The organism is Nesterenkonia sp. PF2B19 (assembly GCF_001758425.2).
Classification (GTDB): Bacteria; Actinomycetota; Actinomycetes; order Actinomycetales; family Micrococcaceae; genus Nesterenkonia; species Nesterenkonia aethiopica.
In genome coordinates this window covers 32359-56422 of sequence record NZ_MDSS02000012.1, presented here as the reverse complement: position 1 = coordinate 56422, position 24064 = coordinate 32359, and the positions used below count along the sequence as shown (strand labels likewise).

Genomic DNA, 24064 nt, shown 5'->3' with positions numbered 1-24064 from the left:
CCCGGCGCTCACGGAGCGGGTCCGCCCGCCGCCCGTCGTCGCAGCGCCTCGGCGTCAGGATGATCGACAGCCGTATAGATCTCCGCGGCCCGCCGCCAGGCCTCCGTCGCTTCGTCGACTGAGCCGAGCGCGTCGAAGGTCCGGGCCAGCCCCCTATGGGCTTGGGCCAACTCGTACCAATACTGGTCCGAGACGTCGAGGGCCGCAGTGAAGAGGCCGACCGCACGGTGGAGGTCCCCGCGGTCAAGAGCGATCTCCCCGAGACCGAACCGGGCCTCCGACGCCAGGTCCTCGATCACAAGTCGCTCTGCCACGTCGAGCGCCTGGTCCAGCAGGTGCTGCCCTGTGGCGGTCTCACCCGACAGCCATGACGTCTTGCCCATCTCCGCCCGGGCGAAACCTTCGAGGTCCGCGGCCGCAATGTCCTGTGCCAGGGCAATGGCCTGCTCGGCGCATCTCAGAGATGTCTCGAGTTCGCCCCGTTCTCTGTGCACCAGGGAGAGGGACGCACAGGCGGAGCATTCATCAGACGTCTGGTGGTGCTGGTGGCTGTAGTCCAGTGCCTTCCCCAGCCAGAACAGGGCATCGTCCAAGCGCCCCATCCGCTGATGGACCAGACCGGCATTGGCCATGGCGCAGCCCCCTCGCGGATCTGCCAGCTCCTCGTGAGCGTGAGCCGAGGATTCGAAGTGCGCACCCGCGTCGGCCGGACGACAACGGTAGAAGCTCAACGCACCGAGCGTGTCCCGGTCAGCGGCGATCTCCTTGAGGGCATCGGCCGTCGCGTGGAGCTCCAGGGCGCGTGCGGCGTGATGCTGGGCCTCGTCGAGACGCGCACGGTTCACCGCGGTGATGGCAAGACGTCGATGCGCAGTGCCCTCCCCAGAAGCATCGTCGACATGGCGAGCCGCTCGGAGCGCAGCGCCATGCAGTCGCTCCGCCAGCACATGGGCCTCATCATGGTACAGATCGCGCCAGATGATCTCGGAGAGGTCTGTGGAGAAGGGATGGCCCCCGCGGCGGGCGGCCTCCTCCGAGGTGAGGACGAGATTCTCACGTTCGGTGGTGAGCCAGGTGATGGCTGACCGGACGTCGACGTCGGCTCCTGTCGCCTTCGCCCTGCCTGCCAGGTCCTGGATGCTGGGATGGTCGGTCTGGTGGGGCATGCGGACCACCATGGCCAAGGCGCCCGCTCGAGATAGTGATCGCACAGCCGGGCGAAGGCTCGCTGCCGCGCCGACTCCGGATCGTGATTCTCGGAGAGCTCGATCGCGTAGACCCGAAGCAGGTCATGAAGCCGGTAGCGCCCCCGGGACACCGGCTCGACCAGATGAGCACGCCGGAGCGTCTCCACGCCGCGCCGGGTGGCGCGTTCATCGAGGTGGGCGAGCGCTGAGAGCGGACCCAGGCTCAGTTCAGCGGACGGTGAGATGCCGAAGCATCGGAAGATCCATGCGGAGTCATGGTCCAGGTGACGGTAGGACCAGGAGAAGACGCCGCGAACGGACGCCCGGTCCTCTCCGACGTCCAACACGTCCAGCCGAGCCCCGGCGTCAGGAGGGACGTCCTGGGGCGAGGCGAGGAGCGCGTCCAGTTCCTGGGCGCCTCCTGACCGCATACGCTCGGCTGCGATACGCAGGGCCAGGGGGAGGCGCGAGCAGACTGCTGCCAGGGAATCGGCCTGTGAGTCATCCAGCGGCAGGCCCAGGTCCGCGATGAGCTGCTGAGTCTCCTCCGGGGAGAGCGGACCCAACGGGAGGCGATGCGCACCTTCCTGCACGACCAGTCCGGTCAGCTGCGAACGACTGGTCACGACGGTGACTGACTCCGATGTCCCCGGGAGCAGAGGCCGGACGTGGTCGGCGTCCTTGGCGTTGTCGAGCACCACCAGCATCCGACGACCTGACATGGCCGATCGGAACAGGGCTGATCGTTCGTGCTCGCCATCAGGAATCTCCGCCGTCGGGACGCCCAGAGCAGTGAGAAGTCCGGGCAGTGCTTCCGTAGGGTCCCGAGGCTCATCCGGGCCGAAGCCCCGCAGATCGATGTACAGCTGTCCGTCCGGGAAGTCGCCTGTGACCGCATGTCCCCACGAGACGGCCAGCGCCGTCTTGCCAGTGCCGGCGCCACCGGTCAGGCAGAAGATCCTGACCGGATCGACAGCACGGCTCCTCCCCTCGTCAAGCTCCCGAAGGACGTCCGTGCGGCCGACGAAGACACGGGGACACACCGGCAGCTGGGCGGGAACCTGGCGGGACGGCTTCGGGACGGACGTGCCCGGGTCGACGAGTATCGCTTCCTCGGCGAGGACCATGCGATGCAGCTCTCGCAGCCGGGGTCCGGGCTCGACGCCGAGCTCATCCAGAAGCCATGTCCTGGCGCGTTCACAGGCCCCCAGCGCGTCGGCGTGGTGACCGGAGAGGGAGAGGGCCGTGACGAGCAGTTCGTGGAGGCGCTCGCGGAGCGGGTGCTCACGGACCAGCGGCTCGATCTCTCGCGCCACCGTCTCGTGGTTTCCCCGGGACAGCTCCGAGGCCAGCAGCAGTTCCCAGGTGGACGAGCGAAGGTCGTGGAGGCGCCGCGATGCTCCGGCCAGACGTGTGGTCTCGATGGTCTCGAACGGTGCGCCCCGCCACAGGGAGAGAGCGTCGCGACACAGCGTCACCACCTGGTCATGGTCGCCGATCTCGGCCGCCCTCCGTGCCTCCGCGAGGAGCTTCTCGAAGCGGACCGCGTCGACAGCCCCGCCTTCGAGGCTCAGACGGTACCCGCCGCCGTCGGCCTCGATCGTGGCACCGGTGTCGAGTGTGCGGCGCAGCCGGTGGATATGGGACTGCAGGCGATGAGCAGCACGATCATCCGGGGCAGCGCCCCACATGACGTCGATCAGCCGATCCGTCGTGACGATCTGGTCTGCGTCCACGACCAGCATGCTCAGCAGCAGCGCCTGCAGGCCTGGCGGACGGACGACGGTGCCGTCGTCGCGTCTGACCTGCACCGGCCCCAGCACCTCGACAACCACCATGATCTGCAGACGGCACGCCCGTCCCCGCCGACCGGCCAGGACCGGGCCCTGTGCGACTGTGTCCTCCCCTCAGAACCAGAGATGCGTCTCAGGATCCGTCCACCGTACCCGGTGGGTGCTGTGGTGAGGATGGCTGCTCGACCGTGAGGCGCGGTCTGTGGCCGCGCGGCATGGCCGGAGCGGAAGCTGCTGCGGGAACGACGATGCCCGGCACGGAGACCGTGCCGGGCATCGGTGGGCCCTACCGGGATCGAACCGATGACACTCGCGGTGTAAACGCGATGCTCTACCAGCTGAGCTAAAGGCCCGGGCACGGCGGCCGCGTTCCCGTGACAGGCGCAATGACGTCGGGACGGGCGCGCCGGCCACAGCACTATACCAAAGGGCTCAGCGCCCGCGACGGAGGAAGCCCTCCTGCAGGGCGGCCGCTCAGGCGTCCGCGCTGATCTTCTCAGCGGCCTCCTGCTGCGGGTCCACGGCCGCGGAACGCCGCGCCAGGGCGCGCTGCTCGGCGCCGAAGAGCGCCGCGCCGACGATGCCCGCGTTGTTCTTCAGCTGGGCAGGCACCACCGGCGCGCGGGTGCTGGTCACGTGGGGGAGGAAGTCCTCGCTGCGCTTGGAGATGCCCCCGCCGATGATGAACTGGGAGGGGGAGAACAGGCGCTCGACGTGAGTGAGGTAGCGGTCCAGGAGCCGCCCGTACTCGTCCCAGGGCATGTCGACGCGTTCGCGGGCCGCGGCCGAGGCCTTCTGCTCGGCGACCTCTCCTTCGAACTCCAGGTGCCCCAGCTCGCTGTTGGGGACCAGCACCCCGTCATGCACCAGGCAGAGCCGATCCCCGTGCCCAGAGTGACGGTGAGCACGCTGCCCGCGCGTCCAGCGCCAGCGCCGTACCGTGCCTCAGCCAGACCGGCGCCGTCGGCGTCGTTGAGCGTGGAGACGTCACCGGGCAGCGGGCGCAGCAGCTCACCGGCGTCGCATTCGATCCAGGAGTCGTCGATGTTGGCGGCGGAGAGCACGACGTTGTCGATCACGATGCCGGGCACCAGGACGCCGACGGCCAGCTCATCGCGGGAGGGCGCCTTCTCGCGCCCCAGCAGCTCCTCCAGGATGGTGCTGATGACCTCCGCGACGGCCTCCGGCGTGGCCGGCCTCGGCGTCGGGATGCGGAACCGCTCGCCGGTCAGCTTGCCCTTCTGGAGGTTGACGATCCCGCCCTTGATGCCGGTGCCGCCCACGTCGATGCCGATCGCCCGCTTGGGAAGGTCGTCGACGGCGAAGCTGGCAGGGGCGACCGCCTGGGCGGCCAGAGGCTGAGACTGGTCAGAGTGGGTCATTGCTCTCCAAGGGGTGAGGCGAGAAGAGCGAGACAGCGGCGATCGACGACGCGCTGCCGGCTCTGCTCGGGGGCCACAGGACTGGACGTGCGTCGTCGCACCGGGATCGGACGGCCAGACCCTGCGGGGTCGGCCAGAGAACAGGATAGCGGGTCGGAGCGATGCAGGTCACGTATGTCACGATGCTTGACGCGCCGCGGACGCGGGCGTGCGGAGCCCCACGGGAACTGCGCGGCCGCCCGGCGCCTGGCTGATCAGGCGTCTTCGTCGGCCGAGGGGAGTGTGAGGACGTCCGCCCCGTCGTCAGTGACGACCAGCGTGTGCTCGAACTGTGCGGTGCGGCGCCGATCGCGGGTGACCGCGGTCCAGCCGTCCTCCCACATGTCCCAGTGCCGCGTCCCCAGGGTGAGCATCGGCTCGATGGTGAACACCATCCCGGGCTCCATGGGACGTGAGTACTCGGGTGCGGCGTCGTAGTGGGGGATGACCAGCCCCGTGTGGAACGCCTTGCCCACTCCATGGCCGATGAACTCGCGGACCACGCCGTAGCCGAAGCGTTTGGCATAGGACTCGATGGAGCGGCCGATGACGTTGATGGGGCGGCCGGGCTTCACGGCGCGGATCCCGCGCATCATGGCCTCGTGGGTCCGCTCCACCAGCAGCCGGGAGTCCTCGTCGACGTCGCCCACGAGGAAGGTGCGGTTGTGGTCGCCGTGGACGCCGTCGAGGTAGGCCGTGATGTCCAGGTTGACGATGTCGCCGTCCTGCAGGGTCGTGGAGTCGGGGATGCCGTGGCAGATGACCTCGTTGACGGAGGTGCAGATCGCCTTGGGGAAGCCGCGGTAGGACAGGCAGGAGGGGTAGGCCCCACGGGACACGAGGTACTCGTGGGCGAAGGCATCGAGCTCGTCGGTGGTCACCCCGGGGCGGATGAGTCGGCCGGTGGCCACCATCGCATCGGCGGCGAGCTGTCCGGCACGGCGGATGCGCTCCACCGTCGCGGCGTCGTAGACGTCCTCCCCGGTGTACTCCGGGGGCGCGTCCAGCCCGACGTAGTTCGGCTTCTCGATGTGGTGCGGCACGGGCCGCATCGGAGTCACGGTGCCCTTGGTGAGCGTGCCGATCGGGGCGGTGGAGGAGGGAGCGGAAGCCATGGACCCCATCCTAACGTTCCGACAGGGGGCGTTCACCGGGCGACGGGGCGCAGCTGCAGCACCAGGCGACGACGGCGATGAGGGTCACCACGGTCAGGGCGATCGGCAGCGAGGTGCTCTGAGTCATGGCGCCGATCGCCGGCGAGAGGCTCAGCGTGACGGTCCGCATGGTCCAGCTGATCCAGGTGACGCCGCTGTGCGGGGGCAGTCCGGGCACCGCGTCGGCGCGAGCGAACGCGATCGGGACGGTCACCGCACAGCCCACTCCGGCCAGGGCCAGTCCGGCGAGGGTGAGGGGGACGGTGGGCGCCCAGGCGGCCCCGAGGAGACCCAGCACGACGGCGGCGAGGCTCAGCAGCAGAGCCCGACGGTCGCCGAGCCGATCGATCACCCTGTCTCCCAGCAGGCGGCCGATGAACTGGGCGGTCAGCAGGACGGTGAGGCCGATGCCGGCGGAGGCCGCGGCCATGTCGCGTTCGCTGGAGAGCAGCACGGCGGACCAGTTGTTGCCCACGTCCTCCACCGAGATCCCGGCCAGTGCCACCAGCGCCAACGGGATCAGGATCTTCGCCGTGGCCCAGCCGGTGGCGCGGGTGGTGCTCTGCGGGGTGCCCAGCACCGGTTCCGGCTCCGGCAGGAACGCCCGGGCGGATGCGGCCATCGCGGCCGCGCAGACCACGGCCCAGACGGCCATATGGGTCAGAATCGGCACACCCAGCAGTGCGGCGAGCGTGCCGACGGCGCCGCCCAGCGCCGCTCCGACGCTCCACCCGGCGTGCATGGAGTTCAGCAGGGACCGGCCGTAGGCCTCCTGGACCCGCAAGCCCTGGGAGTTCTGCGCCACGTCCACCACGGCGTCTCCGAAGCCGGCGAGCAGCAGTCCCAGCAGGACGAGCCACGGGCTGGCCAGTGCCACGCCGGAGGTGGCCACCACCAGGGAGCCGCCCACCCAGGCCGTGCCCACACCGGCCGACCAGGCGACGCCGAAGCGACGGGAGATCACTCCCGGCAGGTGCACGGCCAGCGTGCCGCCCAGACCGATGCCGACGACCAGCAGTCCGAAGAGCGCCGGACTCAGTCCCAGGGCCTCCTTGACCTCCGCATACCGGGCCAGCAGGGAGGCCGGCAGGGCGCCGTTCGTGGCGAAGGCCGCCATGGTCGCCATCCGGCTGCGTCGCAGGGAGGGCGGCGGCGGAGTCGGCACGCGGTCCGCTGGGCTGGGCATTTGCATGGCGAGCAGTCTTCCGATCAGATCGAACACATGCAACGTGCGAACAGACACAGAACGATCATCGCAGCCGTGCGGGGCGGCGACGAGGTGCGCGCCTCCGATCTGGTCCGCGCCACCGGGGCCTCTGCGATGACCATTCGCCGGGACCTGAGCGATCTCGAACGCCGCGGGGTGCTGCGGCGCACTCATGGGGGTGCCGTCGGGCTGCCCGCACGAGGCGCGCAGCTGCCGTTCCAGGTGCGCAGCGAGACTCATGTGGAGGAGAAGCGCGGGATCGGGGAGGCGGTGGCCGCCATGATCCCGGACGGCTCCAGCGTGATCCTCGACGACGGCACCACCTGCGGAGCGGTGGCCCGAGCGTTGGCCGGGCGGGAGCTCACCGTCCTCGCGCTGTCGGTGCATCTCGCGGCCGTGCTTGCGGAGGGAGGGGACGCCTCAGGGAGGGGGATCCGGGTGCTGACCCCCGGAGGCGAGCTCAACCCTGGCGAGCTGTCCTGGAGCGGCCACCGGGCGGTGCGCGACATCGAGGACTTCCGGGCGGACATCGGCGTGCTGGGGGTCTGCGGATGGGACGAGGAGTCCGGGATGACGGCGTCCACGCTTCAGGACGCCGACGTCAAGAAGGCGCTCATCGGGTCCTCCCGTCAGGTGGTCGCCGCCGCGGCGGCCGAGAAGATCGGGCTCTCGGCGGTCTTCTCGGTGTGCCCCTCCTCGGCGGTAGACACCCTCGCCACGGGGCGTCTGTCTCGCGAGCGACGGCTCTGGCTGGAGCAGGAGGGGGTCGACGTCGTCTGCTGTGCCTGATGTCGCGCCTTCGCGCTGTGCCTGCGAGGGCGTGCGGCGTAGGCTGGAGCCATGAGCACGCAGTACTGGTACAACGTCCGCACCGGCGAGGTCGAGCAGGGCGCCCAGTCCAGCTGGAAGCACCTCCTGGGTCCCTACGACTCCCATACGGAGGCGGCCCGCGCCATGGAGAAGGTGCGGGCGAACAACGAGCGATGGGACGAGAGCGACTCGGCGGAGGACGCCGAGGGCTGACTCAGAACCCGTGCTCCTCCGCGGGGAACGTGCCCGAGCGCACGTCGTCGGCGAAAGCCGTCGCGGCCTCGGAGATCACCCCGCGAAGGTCGGCATAGCGCTTCACGAAGCGAGGCACGCGGCCCTGGGTCATGCCGAGCATGTCCTGCCACACGAGCACCTGCCCGGTGGTGGACCCTCCGGCGCCGATGCCGATGGTCGGGACCTCCAGAGCGGCGTCGACCTCGGCGGCGACCTCCGAGGGGACCATCTCCATGAGCACGCAGAACGCGCCGGCGTCCTGCATGGCTCGCGCGTCCTCGAGCACTCGGGCGGCCGCATCGCCGCGGCCTTGGACTCGGTAGCCTCCGAGCGCGTGCTCCGACTGCGGAGTGAATCCCACATGCCCCATGACCGGGATCCCGGCGGCGACCATGGCGCGCACGTGGGGCGCCATGGCGGCATCCCCCTCGACCTTCACCGCGTGGACGCCGGCCTCCTTCAGGAAGCGCACGCCGGTGGCCACCGCCTGCTGCGGGGAGGCCTCGTAGCTGCCGAACGGCACATCGGCCACCACCAGGGCGCGCCGGACGCCGTTGACCACTGATCGGGAGAACACCAGCATCTCGTCCACCGTGATCGGCAGCGTAGTGGTCCGGCCCATCATGACATTGGCGGCGGAGTCGCCCACCAGCAGCACCTCGACGCCGCCTCGTCGAAGATCGAGGCGATCTGGGCGTCATAGGCGGTCAGCATGGCGAAGCGGCGGCCGTCGTCCTTGAAACGTCGCAGGTGGACCGTGCGGATCCGCGAGGGGGAGTGCGGCGTCGCCCCGGCCTTGCCTGCGGTGCCTCCGGCCGCCGCGCCGCCTGACCCCCCATAGGGGGCGGACGCGGGGGAGGTGGCCTGGGTGTCTGTCTCGCTGCTCTGATTCTCAGCTGGCATGGCTCCAGGCTAGCGCCTTCTGCCGGCGAGCCGGCATGAGGGTCGGCGAACCCCGAACCGCACCCCGGATGGCCCCGACGTGGGCGAAGACTTGGGTAGAGTGGGAGCGGCGAGACACCCACGCACGGCAGAGAGGCTGCAGCGAGCATGGATCGACAGCAGGAATTCGTACTGCGCACCATCGAGGAACGGGACGTGCGCTTCGTGCGTCTGTGGTTCACCGACGTCGTGGGCGCGCTGAAGTCGGTCGCCCTGGCGCCCGCCGAAGTGGAGGGCGTCTTCAGCGAAGGGCTGGGCTTCGACGGTTCCTCCATCGAGGGACTCTCCCGCGTCTTCGAGTCGGACATGCTGCTGAAGCCCGACCCTTCGAGCTTCCAGATCCTGCCGTGGCGGGGCGAGGATGAGCCCACCTCCCGGATGTTCTGCGACATCCTCACGCCGGACCAGGAGCCGGCCGCCGCTGACCCGCGCTCCGTGCTGCGCCGACAGCTCGACACCGCCGCGGAGATGGGCTTCACCTGCTACACCCACCCGGAGATCGAGTTCTACCTGCTCGACTCCGACGAGGTCGACGCGGACGGCTACCCCGTGCCGGTGGACCGGGCAGGATACTTCGACCACGTGACCGGCAGCGTCTCCCAGGACTTCCGCCGCCATGTGGTCTCCATGCTGGAGGCCGTGGGGATCTCGGTGGAGTTCAGCCATCACGAGGCCGGACCCGGCCAGAACGAGATCGACCTCCGCTACGCGGACGCGTTGACCACGGCGGACAACATCATGACCTTCCGCACGGTGATCAAGGAGGTCGCCGTGATGCAGGGCAAATACGCGACCTTCATGCCCAAGCCCTTCGCCGAGCACCCCGGCTCGGGCATGCACACGCACTTCGGGCTCTTCGAGGGCGACACGAACGCGTTCTTCGCGCCGAACGCCGAGTTCAACCTCTCCACCATCGCCCGGCAGTTCATCGCCGGTGTGCTCACCCACGCACCGGAGTTCACGGCGGTGACCAACCAGTTCGTGAACTCCTACAAGCGCCTCTGGGGCGGGGGAGAGGCGCCGTCGCACGTCTCCTGGGGGCACAACAACCGGTCGGCCCTCATGCGGGTGCCGCTGTACAAGCCCACCAAGGGCGGCTCTGCGCGGGTGGAGTTCCGTGGCATCGACTCCTCCGCCAACCCCTACCTCGCCTACGCGGTCGTGCTGGGTGCCGGGCTGAAGGGCATCCAGGAGGAGTACCAGCTGGCGGAGGCGATCACTGAGGACGTGTGGTCTCTGACCACCCCGGAGCGCAAGGCACTGGGCATCAAGCCGTTGCCCGGCACGCTGCACGATGCGATCCGCCAGATGGAGGACTCCGAGCTCGTGGCGGAGATCCTCGGCGAGCAGGTCTTCGAGAACTTCCTGCGCAACAAGCAGCAGGAATGGGACGAGTACCGGATCAACGTCTCGCCCTTCGAGATCAACCGATACCTGGGCATGATCTGAGACCGGCCGGACGAGCATGAGCACACCGTCCACACGCGACCTGATCGCCGCCGGCTTCGACGAGCTGGACCGAGCTGCGGCCTTCCTGCAGGACGATCAGCTGCGGACGATCGGCAGGCCGGAACTCCTGGGCACGCTGAGGCGGGCCCCCGATGCCGATCAGGCCCTGCTGCTGCTCATCCGGCTGCTCGAGCAGGCACCGGACGTCCTCGCGCTGTTCGAGGAGGTCAGCGACGGCCACCATCCGCAGGCGGTCCCGCTGATCCGGCTCCTGGGCGCCTCGAGGGCGCTCGGCGAGTTCCTGGTGCGCCGCCCTGACGCGGTGCGCGTGGTGTTCGATCACCGGGAGGAGGCGGATCTTCCATCCCCCGATGGTCGGCCGCGGGTCGACGACGCTGAGAACCTCCGGCGGGTCCTGCTCGAAGAGGTGCGCGCGGACCCCGGGTCAGAGACGCCGGTGGCCCGCCTGGATGACGGGTTCACGGCCCGCGACGCCGCGGTCGCCCTGCGAGTTGCCTATCGTCGCCTGCTCACCGCCGTGGCTCTGCGTGACCTCACCGCGGCGGACCCGCTGGCCTATCAGCCGCTGGTCTCCCAGCAGTTGGCAGACCTGGCGGCCGCGGCCGTCGAGGCCGCCCTCGCCGTGACTCGGGCGGAGCTGGTGGAGCGTCACGGCCCGATCGCCCAGCAGGTGGAGCTCGCGGTCATCGGGATGGGCAAATGCGGGGCCCGCGAGCTGAACTACATCTCCGACGTGGACGTCGTCTTCGTCCATCGCGGGCCGGAGGACGTGGACGACGCGCAGGTCAGCTCGATCGCCGGAGGGCTGGCCGGAGGCATCTCCAAGGTCATCAACTCCTCGGCGCCGGAACCAGGGCTGTGGGAGGTCGATGCGAATCTGCGGCCCGAGGGCAAGGACGGCCCGCTCACCCGCACCCTGGAGTCCCATGTGGAGTACTACAAGCGGTGGGCCCACGGCTGGGAGTTCCAGGCGCTGCTCAAGGCGCGCCCCATCGCCGGCAGCCAGGCATTGGGCGAGGCCTACATCACCACGCTGTGGCCGCTGGTGTGGAGCTCCTCGCAGCAGCCGGAGTTCGTGGAGAACGTCCAGCGCATGCGCCGGCGGGTCTTCGAACACATCCCTGCCGAGCATGTGGACCGGGAGATCAAACTCGGCCGTGGAGGGCTGCGTGACATCGAGTTCACGGTGCAGCTGCTGCAGCTGGTCCATGGACGCGTGGACGAGGAGCTGCACGTCCGGGACACGCTGACCGCCATCCGAGCGCTCGGAGAGGGCGAGTACATGGCCAGCCGGGACCAGGAGGCCATGTCCCGCTGCTACCGACAGCTGCGGCTCTACGAGCACCGGATCCAGATGTCGAACATGCGACGCACGCATCTGATGCCCAGGAGGGAGCCGGAGCTCCGCGCCCTCGCCCATGCTGTGCGGCCGCCGCAGGCTGACCGACGGGATTCCGCTGAGGACCTGCTCAAGGCGTGGCGCAGCGTGGTGCGTGAGGTGGCGAGCTTCCACGAGACGATCTTCTACCGTCCGCTGCTTTCGACCACTGCGGTGCTCTCCGACGAGGAGGTCCGCCTGTCGTCCCAGGCCGCACAGGACCGGCTCGCCGCCTTGGGGTACTCGGACACCTCCGGCGCTATGCGGCATATCGAGGCGCTCACCGCGGGAGTCACCCGGCGTGCGACGCTGCAGCGCCGCATCCTGCCGATGATGCTGGGCTGGTTCGCCGAAGGGGTGGATCCCGACGCCGGACTGCTGGCCTTCCGGAGGCTCAGCGAGTCCCTGGGCACGAGCCCCTGGTATCTGACGATGCTGCGGGACTCCTCGGTGGCCGCCGAGCGGCTGTGCCACATCCTCACCAGCTCCCGCTTCATCTCCGACCTGTTGGAGCACTCGCCGGAGTCGAGCCGGTGGCTGGGTGACGACTCTGCGCTGCGACCGCTGAGCTTCGAGTCGCTGTGGACGGAGATCCGAAATCAGCTGGCCCGGCATGAGGGGGACGCGTCCACCGCGGTCCGGCTCACCCGACTGGTGCGTCAGCGCGAGGTGCTTCGGATCGCAATCGCCGACGCCGCCGGGCTGCTGGAGCTGAATGAGGTGGGCCGTGCGCTCTCCGACGTCGACAGGGCCGCGACCCTGGGCGCCCTGCACGTGGCCGAGCGGGAGGTCTTTGCCGAGCAGGGCGAGCACGTCAAGTTCCTCGTGGTCGCCATGGGACGGCAGGGTGGCCAGGAGATCTCCTACGGGTCGGACATGGACGCCATGTTCGTGCACCGCGCCGTCGAGGGGGCGGACCCGACCGTCGCCGATGAGCAGGCCCGGCGTCTGGCGACACGGCTGACCGCTCTGCTCTCCCAGTCGGTGAAGCCGCCGGTGCGTGGGGAGGACCCCCTGAAGCTCGACGCCGATCTCCGACCCGAGGGCAAGACCGGCCCGATCTCCCGGACCCTGGAGTCCTTCCGCGAGTACTACCGGCGGTGGATGGACATCTGGGAGCGCCAGGCGCTGCTGCGAGCCCGTCCCATCGCCGGCTGTGACGAGCTGGCGGCCGACGTCATGGAGCTGGTGGATGAGGTCCGCTACGCCCCGGCCCCCTCCGAGTCCGAGGTGCGGGAGATCCGGCGGATCAAGGCCCGGGTCGAATCGGAGCGCCTTCCCCGTGGCGCCGACCCGTCCCGTCATGTGAAGCTGGGCCGCGGCGGTCTCTCCGACGTGGAATGGCTGGCCCAGCTGCTCCAGCTGCAGCATGCCTATGAGCACCCGGAGCTCCGGGTGACGAACACGCTGGACACCCTCGAGGTGCTGGTTCAGCATGAGCTGCTGGCGGCAGAGGACGCCGCCGTGCTGGCCGAGGCCTGGAGGCTGTGCACCCGAGCCAGGGCCGCCATGAAGGTGTGGAGCGGACGGACCTCGGACGTACTGCCCTCATCGCGCCGGGACCTGGAGGCCGTGGCCCGCTGGTGCGGCTTCGACGCCGGTTCCGCAGCCGCCTTCGAGGAACACTATCTGCGTACGACGCGGCGCTGCCGGCAGGTCTACGAGAGGCTCTTCTACGAAGACGTCTGACGGACCCCGAGGGTCGGACGTCGAGAACCCGGCACCGTCATGCGGTCGGGGAGAGGAGCTCCAAAGTGCGGTGCTGGACGTCCTCCTCGGGTGCGAGGTTGACCAGCATCAGCTCGTCGGCCTGGACCTCCTCGGCCAGGCGGTCCAGCCAGGCGATGACCTCTGCTCCTGTGCCGGCCACGGTGCGTGAGAGCATGTCGAGCACCTGCTGACCTGCCGGATGGTCACGGAGCATGATGACGTCGTCGTCCGTCAACGTCCGGTTTCGGCCGAGCATGCTGCGGATCCAGGAGTCTTCGGCGGCCCGGCGCTGGGCCCGGGCCGCGTCGGCGTCGTCGTGGGCGATCACATTGGCCGCGGCGATGAAGTGCGGGCGGGCCTCGGGGCCGAGCAGCGACCGGGTGGCGTCGAAGGTGGACCGGTAGAGATCCGCGGCCTGGGTCAGCATCTGCGGGGCGAAGTGGGAGGCGAAGGCATAGGGCAGCCCGAGCTTGGCGGCCAGCTGGGCGCCGAACAGGGAAGACCCGAGGATATAGAGGGGGACGTCGGTGCCGTCCCCCGGGTAGGCCCGGACCCCGGGGATGCGGGAGTATCCGGACAGATAGCCGTTGAGCTCCATGATGTCGGACTCGAACCGGTCGGACTCGGTGCCGTCGCGGCGCAGCGCCCGCATGGTCGCGCCGTCGGTGCCTGGGGCCCGACCCAGTCCGAGGTCGATCCGCCCGGGGAAGAGAGTCTCCAGCATGCCGAACTGCTCGGCGATGACCAGGGGAGTGTGGTTGGGCAGCATGATGCCGCCGGAGCCGACGCGGAGGTTCTCGGTGGCCGCGGCGATGTGCTGGATCATCAGTGAGGTCGCCGAGGAGGCGATGTGGGGCATGTTGTGATGCTCGGCGAACCAGAGCCGGGTGTAGCCCAGGCCGTCGGCGGTGCGTGCCAGTCGGCGGCTGCGGGCGATGCCGTCTGCGATCGTCTCCGGGGACCGGACGGTCGCCAGATCCAGCAGGGACAGGGGACGGGATGCAGGCACAGCGGCTCCTCGGCGGTTCCGGACGGACGGGTGCGCTGACCCGTGTCAGCGCTCACCGGATCCAACAGGGGCGCGGCGGCACGTCATCCCGGATTCGCTGAGAGCATGATCACCAGGCGCGTCGGCCGAGCCGGGCCAGGAACGTGGTCTGCTCATCGGCGTCCTGGGGAGGTTCCAGCGGTGGGGCGCAGACTCCTTCGGCGTGGAGCATCTCGCCGAACCCGTCGGCGACGGCCGACGCCCAACGGACGTCCTCGGGAGGCAGCGCCTCCGGCAAGCCGGCGGCACGGGAGAGGTCCCAGCGGTGGACGAGCAGGTCGAAGCACAGGAACGAGTCGACGGAGGTCTCCCAGGGCATCTGCCCGGCGATTCCGTCGATCACCTGCGTGGCGCGGTCGGGGTCCCCGAGCTGTTCCTGGACCGCGGCGATCACGACGTCCAGGGCCTCGACGGGGGCTTCGACGGCATCAGGCACGTTCTGCGGAACGGCATCGGCGAAACCGAGCTGCATCAGGTGCGCCTCGATGACGTGGGCGACGACGTCGTGTGCGGTCCAGCCCTGGCAGGGTGAGGGAGCGTCCCACCGGCCCGGGGGCACGGAGGCGGCGGTGCTCCTGAAGTCGGCGGCGAGCCGGGCGTGACGGGCGGCGATCTCTGACATGGTGTCGGCCTCCTGCGGCCTTCGGGATGTGGTGGCCGCTGGTCGTCGGGCGTCGGGTATGCCCACAGACCTTAGTGGCGGGCGGAGGTCTGTGGCCAGGGCGTATGGCCGTGGGTCCCGGCACCGTGGGCAGAGGGGCGCCCACCGCAGCGCACGCGAAAGGCCCCGTGGGGGACAGCCTGGCAGCTGCCGCCCACGGGGCCTTCGACGTCGACCTGAGTCTGCGGGTCAGACCGAGTAGTAGAGCTCGAACTCGTGCGGGTTCGGGCGCAGGTTCAGCGGCTCGATCTCCTGCTCACGCTTGTAGGCGATCCAGGTCTTGACGATCTCCTCGGTGAACACCCCGCCCTCGAGCAGGAACTCGTAGTCGTTCTCCAGAGCCTCCAGCGCCTCATCCAGCGAGCCGGGGGCCTGAGGGATGGTCGCCAGCTCCTCGGGCGGCAGCTCGTAGAGGTCCTTGTCGACCGGCTCGTGGGGCTCGATGCGGTTGCGGATGCCGTCCAGGCCGGCCATCATCTGCGCGGCGAAGGCCAGGTACGGGTTCCCCGAGGCGTCCGGAGCGCGGAACTCGAGGCGCTTCGCCTTCGGGTTTGCCCCGGTGATCGGGATGCGGATCGAGGCGGAACGGTTGCCCTGCGAGTACACGAGGGAGACCGGGGCCTCATAGCCCTTGACCAGTCGCTTGTAGGAGTTCACCGTCGGGTTGGTGAACGCCAGGACCGCATGGGCGTGCTTGAGCAGGCCACCGATGTACCACCGCGCGGTGTCGGAGAGGTTCGCGTAGCCCTTCTCGTCGAAGAACAGCGGCTCGCCGTCCTTCCAGAGGGACTGGTGGCAGTGCATGCCCGAGCCGTTCTCCTCGAAGACGGGCTTCGGCATGAACGTGGCCGACTTGCCGAACTGGTCGGCGGTGTTCTTCACGACGTACTTGAACTTCTGGACGTCGTCGGCGGCGTGGACCAGCGTGTTGAACTTGTAGTTGATCTCCTGCTGGCCCGGAGCGGCGACCTCGTGGTGGGAACGCTCGACCTCGAGGCCGGCGTTGTCCATCGCGATGCAGATCGCGTCACGGAGGTCGGCGCTCTTGTCCTGCGGCGAGACCGGGAAGTACCCGCCCTTGGTGGCGAGCTTGTGGCCCAGGTTGCCGCCTGCGAGCTCCTCGGCCGACTTCCAGTTGGCCTCGTCGGAGTCGACCGAGTAGAAGGAGGCCTGCGGCGAGGACTGCCACTTCACATCGTCGAAGAGGAAGAACTCGGCCTCAGCACCGAAGAAGGCGGTGTCGGCGATGCCGGAGGAAGCCAGGTACTCCTCGGCCTTCTGCGCGACGCCGCGCGGGTCGCGGACGTAGGGCTCGCCGGTGCGCGGGTTCACGATGGAGAAGTTCATCGCCAGGGTCTTCTCGACGCGGTACTCGTCGATGAAGGCGGTGGCGACATCCGGGATGAGCTGCATGTCAGACTCTTCGATGCCCTGGAACCCGCGGATCGAGGAGCCGTCGAACAGCTGCCCGTTCTCGAAGAAGTCGAGGTCGACGGTCTTCGCCGGGACGTTGAAGTGGTGCTGGCTGCCGGGGAGGTCCGTGAACCGGATGTCGACGAAGCGGACATCCTCCTCCTGGATGAACTTCAGGACTTCTTCGGGGTTGCTGAACATGCGTCCTTGCTCCTATGGATATCGTGCTGGACACCGGGCGGACCCGGTCTGCGTTGTTCACCCTAGCCGGATCGGCACAGGTGTGTGGGACCGATCACCGTCGATGACCTGATCCGGCGGGGGTGCACCGGGGTCGTGCCGTCGTGATGGCCGGTCCGCGTCACCTGAGCCGTGGGCCGAGGCTCACGCTCTGGAGTCCACGCTAGGCAGGCGGGGTTTCTCGACCATCACGCAAATGTTTCAGCCATGTAACTTAAGTCGCTCATCCCCGTCGGTCAGTCCCGCCCGGAGAGCGTCCTCGCCCGTAGAATGGTGGGTTGGAGTCCGTCGGCAGACATGTTGCCGACGGCCCGTCGAGCAGAGGAGATCCGTGGCAGACAGCCGAGACGCGCGCCCTGGTGGTTCCGAGCCCTCCGGGGAGGGGGCCGGAGACAGCTGGCCGGGGGAACGCCTGGGCCTTCCGGAGGACGGCCCAGGCAGCCTGGCCCCGTTCGGGCGCCGGGTGCTGGCTCTGCTGATCGACTGGGGGATCGCGCTGCTGATCTCCACCGTCTGGTTCGCCGGCGACCCGGTGGTGACCCTGCTGATCTTCGCCGCAATGCACATCATCCTGGTGGGTCTGCTCGGGGTGACCATCGGCAAACGACTGGTCCGCATCCAGGTGGTGCGCGGCACTCGGGCCCCGGGCCCGCTCTGGTCGGCCGTACGCACGGGGCTGCTGGTGGTGATCCTCCCGGCGATCCTCTTCGGGCCCGACGGGCGCGCCGTCCATGACCGTGTGTCAGGAACCGTTCAGCTCAGGATGTGACCGTCGACCTCGGTGTTCACCGGGGGCCGAGGCCTGCGTCGGGGCCCGCGATCCAGGCCGCGGGTCCGATACGGGGCCCGCAGCCTGTCCACCAGGACGATCGCCGCGGCGATGAGCACGGCGGAGCCGAGCATGTGCAGCAGGACGAGCAGGATGGGGAGTCCGGTGAAGTGCTGGACATAGCCGATGGTGGCCTGGCCCAGGATCACGCCGACCAACCACCAGGTGGCCTTCCGCTGAGCAGGGGACGCCTGGTGCCGGAGCTGCCGGACCAGGATGGCCAGCGTCGCCGCGCACAGCACCCACACCGGGATCGTGTGGAGGCGGGTGACCAGGTCCGGGTCGAAACCGTGCCGGGGGGCGCCCGGGTCTCCGGCGTGAGGGCCTGTGCCCGTGACGATCGTGCCCAGGACGACGGCGATCCAGCTGGCGCCCAGCAGGACCGGAGCCATCGCGGAGCTGACGGAGTCCACTGGCCCGTCCACGAGGGGACGTCCGGCCTCACCGTCGTGTCGGAGCTCCAGGTTCACTCGATGCAGCAGCTGGGCGGCGAGCATGACGAGGACCGAGGACAGCACGAAGTGCAGGCCCACCACCCACGGGTTGAGGTTCGTCCAGACGGTGATGCCGCCGATCACGCCCTGCAGCGGAATGCCCAGGCCGATCAGCAGCGACCGGACGACGAGTGGACGGTGGCTGTCCCAGAGCCGGACGATCGCCAAGAACATGGCCATGCTGATGGCGATGAGCACGTAGGTGAGCAGCCGATTGCCGAACTCGATCGCACCGTGGATGCCCATCTCGGGGGTGGAGACCCAGGACTCGGGGGTGCAGCGGGGCCACTCCGGACATCCGAGGCCCGAGTCGGTGAGCCGCACGGCGCCGCCGGTGACCATGATGCCGATGTTGGACACCAGGGTGGCGATCGCCAGGATCCGCGTCATGGTCGTGATACGGGTGGGGAGTCGGCGGGTCAGGGAATCGGTCAGCGCCATTGGAACCACCTTCGTGCGGCGAGGACGGCGAGCACGGACCAGCCCGCCAGGACGAGAGCAGGGACCGGGGCCAGTGCCCCGTCGATGGAAGCGGCGCGCAGGCCCTCGCCCAGCGCCGCGGAGGGGAGCAGGAGCAGCAGGGCGCCCGGTCCGTCATGGTCGAGCGGGAACACGGTGCCTCCGGCGGCCCCCAGCAGAACCCACAGGATGTTGGTCAGTGCGAGTGTCGCCTCTGCTCGCACCGTGCCGGCCAGCAGCAGGCCCAGCGCAGTGAAGGCGGTGGCACCCAGGACGAGGACCAGCGACAGCCACGCCAGGCCTCCGGGGTCAGGCTGCCAGCCCAGCATCAGTCCTGCCGCCCCGATGACGACCACCTGGATGACCACGACGCAGACGACGGCCACGGCCTTGCCGAGGATCAGGCCGGTCGGCCCGAGCGGAGTGGTGGACAGATAGGCCAGCACCCCGTACTGCCGTTCGAAGCCGGCCGCGATGCCCTGTCCGGTGAAGGCAGAGGCCATCACGGACAGTGCGAGCACCCCGGGGGTGATGACATCGATCCCGGGCACGCTGAGGCCTCCGGCGGTCGTACCGGAGACGATGTCCAGACGGTGCGCTCCGATGAGCACCAACACAGGAAGGATGATCGAGACCAGCAGCTGTTCGCCGTTGCGCAGCGTGTTGCGGGTCTCGTAGAAGCCATGGGCGAGGATGCGCCGGCTCGCCGGAGCGGGGCGGGAGAGCGGCGGGGTCATGAGACGGAGACCTCCCAGAAGACGTCCTCGAGGGTGCGGGCCTCGAAGGAGACCTCGCCGGGCATCAGATCGATCTGGCGCCACCAGTCCGTGAGACGGTGGAGATCCTGGGGGCCACTGATGCCTCCGGCGGCCCACCGGGCTCCGGGCTCGTTGTCCGCCCCGCCGTCGAGGCTCATCGGCGTCGGAGCCGCCTCGAGCTCGGCACGGGTCAACGTGCGGGGCGAGACGAAGATCAGCCGCCGGCTGCGCCCGTCGTCGGTGAGCTCGGCCACGGTGCCGTGCCGCACGACGACGCCGTCCTTGAGGATGTGCACCGAATCGGCCAGGCGTTGGGCCTCCTCCAGCAGATGGGTGGTCAGCACGATGCCCAGCCCACGGTCCCGCAGATGCGTGACCAGCTCGAAGACGGTCTGCCGCGACTGTGGATCCAGGCCGGCCGACGGTTCGTCCAGGAAGACGGCCTCCGGGCGGCCGATGAGGCTGGCGGCCAGGGCGACGCGCTGCCGCTGCCCGCCGGAGAGGCGGCGCACGGTGGTGCCCATGAATCCGGACATGTCCAGGCGGTCCACCAGGTCCTGAAGCGGCCAGGGGTCCGCGTGGAGCCGGGCGACGTGTTCGAGCAGCACCTTCGGTCGCACCGACTGGGGGAGGCCGCCGTCCTGGAGCATGACGCCGACCCGGGCGCGCAGCCCAGCCCCGGCCCGCCAGGGGTCCTCGCCCAGCAGGGAGACCGTGCCCTGGGAGGGTCGCAGCAGGCCTTGCGCGCAGCCCAGTGCGGTGGTCTTCCCCGCACCGTTGGGCCCCAGGAGGACGGTCACTTCGCCGCGGCGGGCGGTGAAGTCGACGCCGCGGAGGATCTCCTGCACACCGGTTGCGGACCGGGCGGAGCCGACCGCGTATCGGACCTGGCGCAGGCTGAGGCAGAGGGGATGCTGGGGCACCAGGACATTCTACATTTCTACAGGTTGTAGTAGAGGTCGAGGGTGCTGGAGGGTGGGAGGATGACATCCTGTGCCGGGGCTCGTGGACCCCGGCTGTGATCTGCATCAATGCAGGGTCGCCTTACTGGCACGCCTGTTTTGAATAAGTCATAATAGGATCATGTATTCGAGCCGGAGCTCCGCAGAGCCCGTGTCGGCGCAGGTCGACGCGGGTCGGGACGGCGACGGCACCACGCGTGAGCGGGTGCTGCAGCTCGTCGTGGAGGAGGGCCCCATCAGCGCTGCGGCGCTCGGGAGGCGCCTTGACCTCACGGCCGCCGCTGTACGCCGTCACCTCGACGCGATGACCGAGCAGGGCATCGTGGAGATCAAGAACGTCACCTCCCGTCGCAAGGGTGCCGGACGTCCTTCCCGACGCTACGTGATCTCGCAGGAGGGCCAGCAGGTACTCGGCGACGACTATCTCGGGTTGGCCCGGCGGGCTCTCGACGTGCTCGGCGACGCCGTCGGTGACGAGGCGCCCCGCGCGCTGGCAGAGGCCTACTTCGCCGGCCACGAGGATCGCTACCGCCAGCACCTGGCCGGCATCGACGACCTCGACGAGCGTGCGGAGAGGCTGGCCGAGCTCTTCAGCGAGGACGGGTTCGCCGGCTTCACCCGCAAAGTGGGCCGGGACAATCCGCTGCTGGCCATGCAGTCCACCCAGCTCTGTCAGGGACACTGCCCGGTGCGGGAAATAGCTGAGGCCCATCCGGTGTTCTGCGAGGAAGAGACCGAGATGATCTCTCGCCTGCTCGAAGTGGACGTCCGGCGGCTCTCGACGCAGGCCGCGGGAGCCCACGTCTGCACCACACACGTCCCGGTGGGCCGCGAGCGGCTCGCCGCCGAACAGCGGGCCCGACGTTCAGCGTCCGATGCCCCGCAGGACCCCACGACACGCACCGCCTCCGCAGGCAGCCGCCTGTCCGGCGGACGCAAGAGAATCGTCATCTCCCCCCGTCAACAAGAGAGGTTGTCATGACCGAGCAGATCCAGCGCACCGAGGACCCGGGCGTCATCTCTGAGATCCTGGAGAAGAATCCGGAGCTCAACGCGATCGGGGCCTATGAGTACGGCTGGTCCGACTCCGACGTCGCCGGCGCCAACGCCAAGCGCGGTCTCGACGAGGCCGTCGTCGCCGACATCTCCTCCAAGAAGGACGAGCCGGAGTGGATGCTCAAGCTGCGCAAGAAGGGCCTGAAGTACTTCGAGCGCAAGCCGCTGCCGATGTGGGGAGCCGACCTCTCTGAGATCGACTTCGACAACATCAAGTACTTCGTGCGCTCCACGGAGAAGCAGGCCCGCACCTGGGAGGACCTGCCCGAGGACATCCGCAACACCTATGAGAAGCTCGGCATCCCGGAGGCCGAGCGTGAGCGTCTGGTGGCCGGCGTGGCCGCCCAGTACGAGTCTGAGGTGGTCTACCACCAGATCCGTGAGGACCTGGAGGAGCAGGGCGTCATCTTCATGGACACCGACACCGCACTGAAGGAGCACCCGGAGTTCTTCGAGGAGTACTTCGGCTCCGTCATCCCGGTGGGCGACAACAAGTTCGCCGCCCTGAACACCGCGGTGTGGTCCGGCGGCTCCTTCGTCTACGTCCCCAAGGGCGTGCACGTCGAGATCCCGCTCCAGGCCTACTTCCGCATCAACACCGAGAACATGGGTCAGTTCGAGCGAACCCTGATCATCGCCGACGAGGACTCCTACGTCCACTACATCGAGGGCTGCACCGCCCCGATCTATGACACCGACTCGCTGCACTCGGCGGTCGTGGAGATCGTGGTCAAGAAGAACGCCCGCGTGCGCTACACGACCATCCAGAACTGGTCGAACAACGTGTACAACCTGGTCACCAAGCGCGCCGTCGTCGACGCCGGCGGCACCATGGAGTGGATCGACGGAAACATCGGTTCCAAGGTCACCATGAAGTACCCCGCGGTCTACCTGACCGGTGAGCACGCCAAGGGTGAGACCCTCTCTGTGGCCTTCGCCGGCGAGGGTCAGCACCAGGACACCGGCTCCAAGATGGTCCACATGGCGCCGCACACCTCGAGCTCCATCGTCTCGAAGTCGGTGGCCCGCAACGGTGGGCGCGCCTCCTACCGCGGCCTGGTCCAGGTCAACGAGGGAGCCGAGCACTCGGCGAACTCCGTGGTGTGTGACGCCCTGCTGGTGGACACGATCTCAAAGACCGACACCTACCCGTACATCGACATCCGCGAGGACGACGTGACCCTCGGGCACGAGGCCACCGTCTCCAAGGTCTCCGAGGACCAGCTGTTCTACCTCATGGCCCGCGGGCTGGCCGAGGACGAGGCCATGGCGATGATCGTGCGCGGCTTCATCGAGCCGATCGCCCGGGAGCTGCCGATGGAGTACGCCCTCGAGCTGAACCGCCTCATCGAGCTGCAGATGGAAGGCTCGGTCGGCTGACCGGAGGCCTCATCGCCGTACGCACGGACACCCGCTCCGGGGGGAGCCCCCGGGGCGGGTCTCCGTGAGATCAGACTTCACCCACATCTCCACGACAGACAAGGGACGAGGAACAGATGACGAACACCCCCGCTGACCAGGCGGAGAAGGTCGCAGGAGTGGAGGTCGGCGAACGCCGCATCTCCATCCCCGGCATGACGGAGGAGGGCGAGAACCTCGCCGCTGAGACCAACCAGGCCGCTGAGCACAGCCACGGCGGGCTCGGTGAGACGAAGCAGCTGACCTCCGGCATCGGCTCCCGGGCCAACCGGCACACCGGATTCGACGTCGCCGGCTTCCCGCAGCCGAGCGGCCGTGAGGAGGAGTGGCGCTTCACTCCGCTGAAGAAGCTGACCGGCGTGCTGACCGACGAGGCAGGTCAGGCCGACGCCGCGGAGCACCGCGTCACCGCCTCCGAGGACGTCGTCGTCTCCTCGCTGGCCCAGGGGATCGCTCCGCGCGACAGCGTCCTGCAGCCGGCGGACCGCGCAGCCGCCGTCGCGGCCAAGAACGTCGACGACGCGCTGCACGTCAGCGTGCCGGCCGACGTCGAGGTCGCGGAGCCGATCCGCGTGGACATCACCGGGGCGGGCGCCGGACGTCGCGCCAACAGCCACATCGTGCTGCAGGCCGGGACCCACGCGAAGGCGGTGTTCGTGCTCGAGCACCGCGGCAGCGCGGCCTTCAACGGCAACGTGGAGGTGATCGTTGGCGACGGCGCCGACGTGAAGGTGATCTCCCTGCAGCGCTGGGACGACGACGCCGTCCACGTCGGACAGCACGACGCCGAGGTCGGTCGCGACGCGTCCTACAAGCACGTCGCCGTGTCGCTGGGCGGCGCAGTCATCCGCCTCAACACCAACTTCCGCTACGCCGCCGAGGGTGCGGAGGCGGAGATGTACGGCCTGTACTTCGCCGATGCCGGTCAGCACATTGAGCACCGGACGTTCGTGGACCACAACTCGCCGCGGAACACGTCCAACGTCCTGTACAAGGGCGCTCTCCAGGGCGCCTCGGCCCGCACCGTGTGGGTGGGTGACGTGCTCATCCGCAAGGAGGCCGTGGGGACCGACTCCTACGAGAAGAACCAGAATCTGGTGCTCACCGACGGAGCCCGCGCGGACTCGGTGCCGAACCTGGAGATCGAGACCGGCGTCATCGAGGGGGCCGGGCACGCCTCCTCCACCGGACGGTTCGACGAGAACCACCTCTTCTACCTCATGGCCCGGGGCATCCCGGAGAAGGAGGCCCGCCAGCTGGTGGTCCGTGGCTTCCTGAACGAGATCATCCAGAAGATCGGTGTGTCCAGCATCGAGGACTCTCTCCAGGAGGACCTGGAGAACGAGCTGGAGATCGCCGGCTTCTGAGCATCGCCGGGCGCGCGCCCGGACTGCCCCACCCGCTTGACACTGACGCTTC

General features: G+C 69.0%; 18 protein-coding genes, 1 tRNA gene and 2 pseudogenes. 8 read left to right on the top strand and 13 right to left on the bottom strand.

The annotated features are described in order from the left end of the window. Positions 1 to 8: 8 nt before the first annotated feature. The 6 genes and pseudogenes from BCY76_RS05700 to BCY76_RS05675 all read right to left on the bottom strand — a co-directional run bounded on the left by BCY76_RS05700 (position 9) and on the right by BCY76_RS05675 (position 6720). The gene (locus tag BCY76_RS05700; protein ID WP_070162412.1) at positions 9 to 845 is read right to left on the bottom strand and encodes a tetratricopeptide repeat protein; all 837 of its coding nucleotides are present in this window, start codon (positions 843 to 845) and stop codon (positions 9 to 11) included. Next, complete coding sequence (locus BCY76_RS05695; protein ID WP_070162414.1) at positions 842 to 3025, bottom strand: AfsR/SARP family transcriptional regulator; 2184 nt, start codon at positions 3023 to 3025, stop codon at positions 842 to 844. The genes BCY76_RS05700 and BCY76_RS05695 overlap by 4 nt, the downstream gene beginning before the upstream one ends. A gap of 235 nt (positions 3026 to 3260) precedes the next feature. Further along, positions 3261 to 3333, bottom strand: a tRNA-Val gene (locus BCY76_RS05690). 121 nt (positions 3334 to 3454) lie between these two features. Beyond that, positions 3455 to 4362 (bottom strand): annotated as a pseudogene (ppgK, locus tag BCY76_RS05685) (polyphosphate--glucose phosphotransferase). A gap of 254 nt (positions 4363 to 4616) precedes the next feature. Continuing rightward, positions 4617 to 5516, bottom strand: a complete 900-nt coding sequence (gene map / locus BCY76_RS05680; protein WP_083277793.1) for a type I methionyl aminopeptidase — start codon at positions 5514 to 5516, stop codon at positions 4617 to 4619. Positions 5517 to 5526: 10 nt separating this feature from the next. Beyond that, entirely contained in the window at positions 5527 to 6720 is a 1194-nt protein-coding gene (locus BCY76_RS05675) for an MFS transporter (RefSeq protein WP_170922605.1), read from the bottom strand. A gap of 57 nt (positions 6721 to 6777) precedes the next feature. On the opposite strand from BCY76_RS05675, the gene BCY76_RS05670 reads away from it, so the two are divergent. Together BCY76_RS05670 and BCY76_RS05665 are read left to right on the top strand one after the other, a co-directional pair. Continuing rightward, positions 6778 to 7551 (top strand): DeoR/GlpR family DNA-binding transcription regulator, encoded by a 774-nt coding sequence (locus BCY76_RS05670; RefSeq protein ID WP_070162419.1) that lies wholly within the window; start codon positions 6778 to 6780, stop codon positions 7549 to 7551. Positions 7552 to 7602: 51 nt separating this feature from the next. Continuing rightward, positions 7603 to 7785, top strand: coding sequence for a hypothetical protein (locus BCY76_RS05665; RefSeq protein ID WP_070162421.1), 183 nt, complete (start codon positions 7603 to 7605; stop codon positions 7783 to 7785). Position 7786: 1 nt separating this feature from the next. Here the strand turns inward: BCY76_RS05665 and panB are convergent. Continuing rightward, positions 7787 to 8709: pseudogene (gene panB, locus BCY76_RS05660) on the bottom strand (3-methyl-2-oxobutanoate hydroxymethyltransferase). 147 nt (positions 8710 to 8856) lie between these two features. Here panB and glnA (BCY76_RS05655) point away from each other — a divergent pair. Together glnA (BCY76_RS05655) and BCY76_RS05650 are read left to right on the top strand one after the other, a co-directional pair. Beyond that, positions 8857 to 10197: a type I glutamate--ammonia ligase gene (gene glnA / locus BCY76_RS05655; RefSeq protein ID WP_085437316.1), complete on the top strand. Its 1341-nt coding sequence runs from the start codon at positions 8857 to 8859 to the stop codon at positions 10195 to 10197. A gap of 16 nt (positions 10198 to 10213) precedes the next feature. Then, a complete protein-coding gene (locus BCY76_RS05650) occupies positions 10214 to 13285 on the top strand; it encodes a bifunctional [glutamine synthetase] adenylyltransferase/[glutamine synthetase]-adenylyl-L-tyrosine phosphorylase (protein WP_085437314.1) in 3072 nt (1023 codons plus the stop codon). A gap of 37 nt (positions 13286 to 13322) precedes the next feature. Here BCY76_RS05650 and BCY76_RS05645 read toward each other — a convergent pair whose 3' ends face one another. From BCY76_RS05645 to glnA (BCY76_RS05635), 3 genes are all read right to left on the bottom strand, one after another. Continuing rightward, complete coding sequence (locus BCY76_RS05645; protein WP_070162423.1) at positions 13323 to 14315, bottom strand: LLM class flavin-dependent oxidoreductase; 993 nt, start codon at positions 14313 to 14315, stop codon at positions 13323 to 13325. 109 nt (positions 14316 to 14424) lie between these two features. Further along, positions 14425 to 14976, bottom strand: coding sequence for a maleylpyruvate isomerase family mycothiol-dependent enzyme (locus BCY76_RS05640; protein ID WP_070162424.1), 552 nt, complete (start codon positions 14974 to 14976; stop codon positions 14425 to 14427). Positions 14977 to 15204: 228 nt separating this feature from the next. Beyond that, on the bottom strand, positions 15205 to 16629 hold the full coding sequence (gene glnA / locus BCY76_RS05635) for a type I glutamate--ammonia ligase (protein ID WP_070162426.1): 1425 nt from the start codon (positions 16627 to 16629) through the stop codon (positions 15205 to 15207). A gap of 370 nt (positions 16630 to 16999) precedes the next feature. Between glnA (BCY76_RS05635) and BCY76_RS05630 the strand changes: the two genes are divergently transcribed. Further along, positions 17000 to 17437, top strand: a complete 438-nt coding sequence (locus BCY76_RS05630) for an RDD family protein (RefSeq protein ID WP_237089991.1) — start codon at positions 17000 to 17002, stop codon at positions 17435 to 17437. Here the strand turns inward: BCY76_RS05630 and BCY76_RS05625 are convergent. Genes BCY76_RS05625 through BCY76_RS05615 form a run of 3 tightly spaced genes read right to left on the bottom strand, consistent with a single transcriptional unit; the run spans position 17422 to position 20131 of the window. After that, positions 17422 to 18432, bottom strand: coding sequence for a COX15/CtaA family protein (locus BCY76_RS05625; protein ID WP_085437312.1), 1011 nt, complete (start codon positions 18430 to 18432; stop codon positions 17422 to 17424). The genes BCY76_RS05630 and BCY76_RS05625 overlap by 16 nt on opposite strands. Next, a complete protein-coding gene (locus tag BCY76_RS05620) occupies positions 18423 to 19187 on the bottom strand; it encodes an ABC transporter permease (protein WP_085437310.1) in 765 nt (254 codons plus the stop codon). Before BCY76_RS05620 ends, BCY76_RS05625 begins: the two co-directional genes overlap by 10 nt. Beyond that, complete coding sequence (locus BCY76_RS05615) at positions 19184 to 20131, bottom strand: ABC transporter ATP-binding protein (RefSeq protein ID WP_237089990.1); 948 nt, start codon at positions 20129 to 20131, stop codon at positions 19184 to 19186. Before BCY76_RS05615 ends, BCY76_RS05620 begins: the two co-directional genes overlap by 4 nt. 160 nt (positions 20132 to 20291) lie before the next feature. Between BCY76_RS05615 and BCY76_RS05610 the strand changes: the two genes are divergently transcribed. The 3 genes from BCY76_RS05610 to sufD all read left to right on the top strand — a co-directional run bounded on the left by BCY76_RS05610 (position 20292) and on the right by sufD (position 24012). Then, on the top strand, positions 20292 to 21152 hold the full coding sequence (locus BCY76_RS05610; RefSeq protein WP_070162431.1) for a helix-turn-helix transcriptional regulator: 861 nt from the start codon (positions 20292 to 20294) through the stop codon (positions 21150 to 21152). Further along, a complete protein-coding gene (gene sufB / locus BCY76_RS05605) occupies positions 21149 to 22606 on the top strand; it encodes a Fe-S cluster assembly protein SufB (RefSeq protein WP_070162433.1) in 1458 nt (485 codons plus the stop codon). The genes BCY76_RS05610 and sufB overlap by 4 nt, the downstream gene beginning before the upstream one ends. Positions 22607 to 22722: 116 nt before the next feature. Then, positions 22723 to 24012, top strand: coding sequence for a Fe-S cluster assembly protein SufD (sufD, locus tag BCY76_RS05600; protein ID WP_070162435.1), 1290 nt, complete (start codon positions 22723 to 22725; stop codon positions 24010 to 24012). Positions 24013 to 24064: the final 52 nt, after the last annotated feature.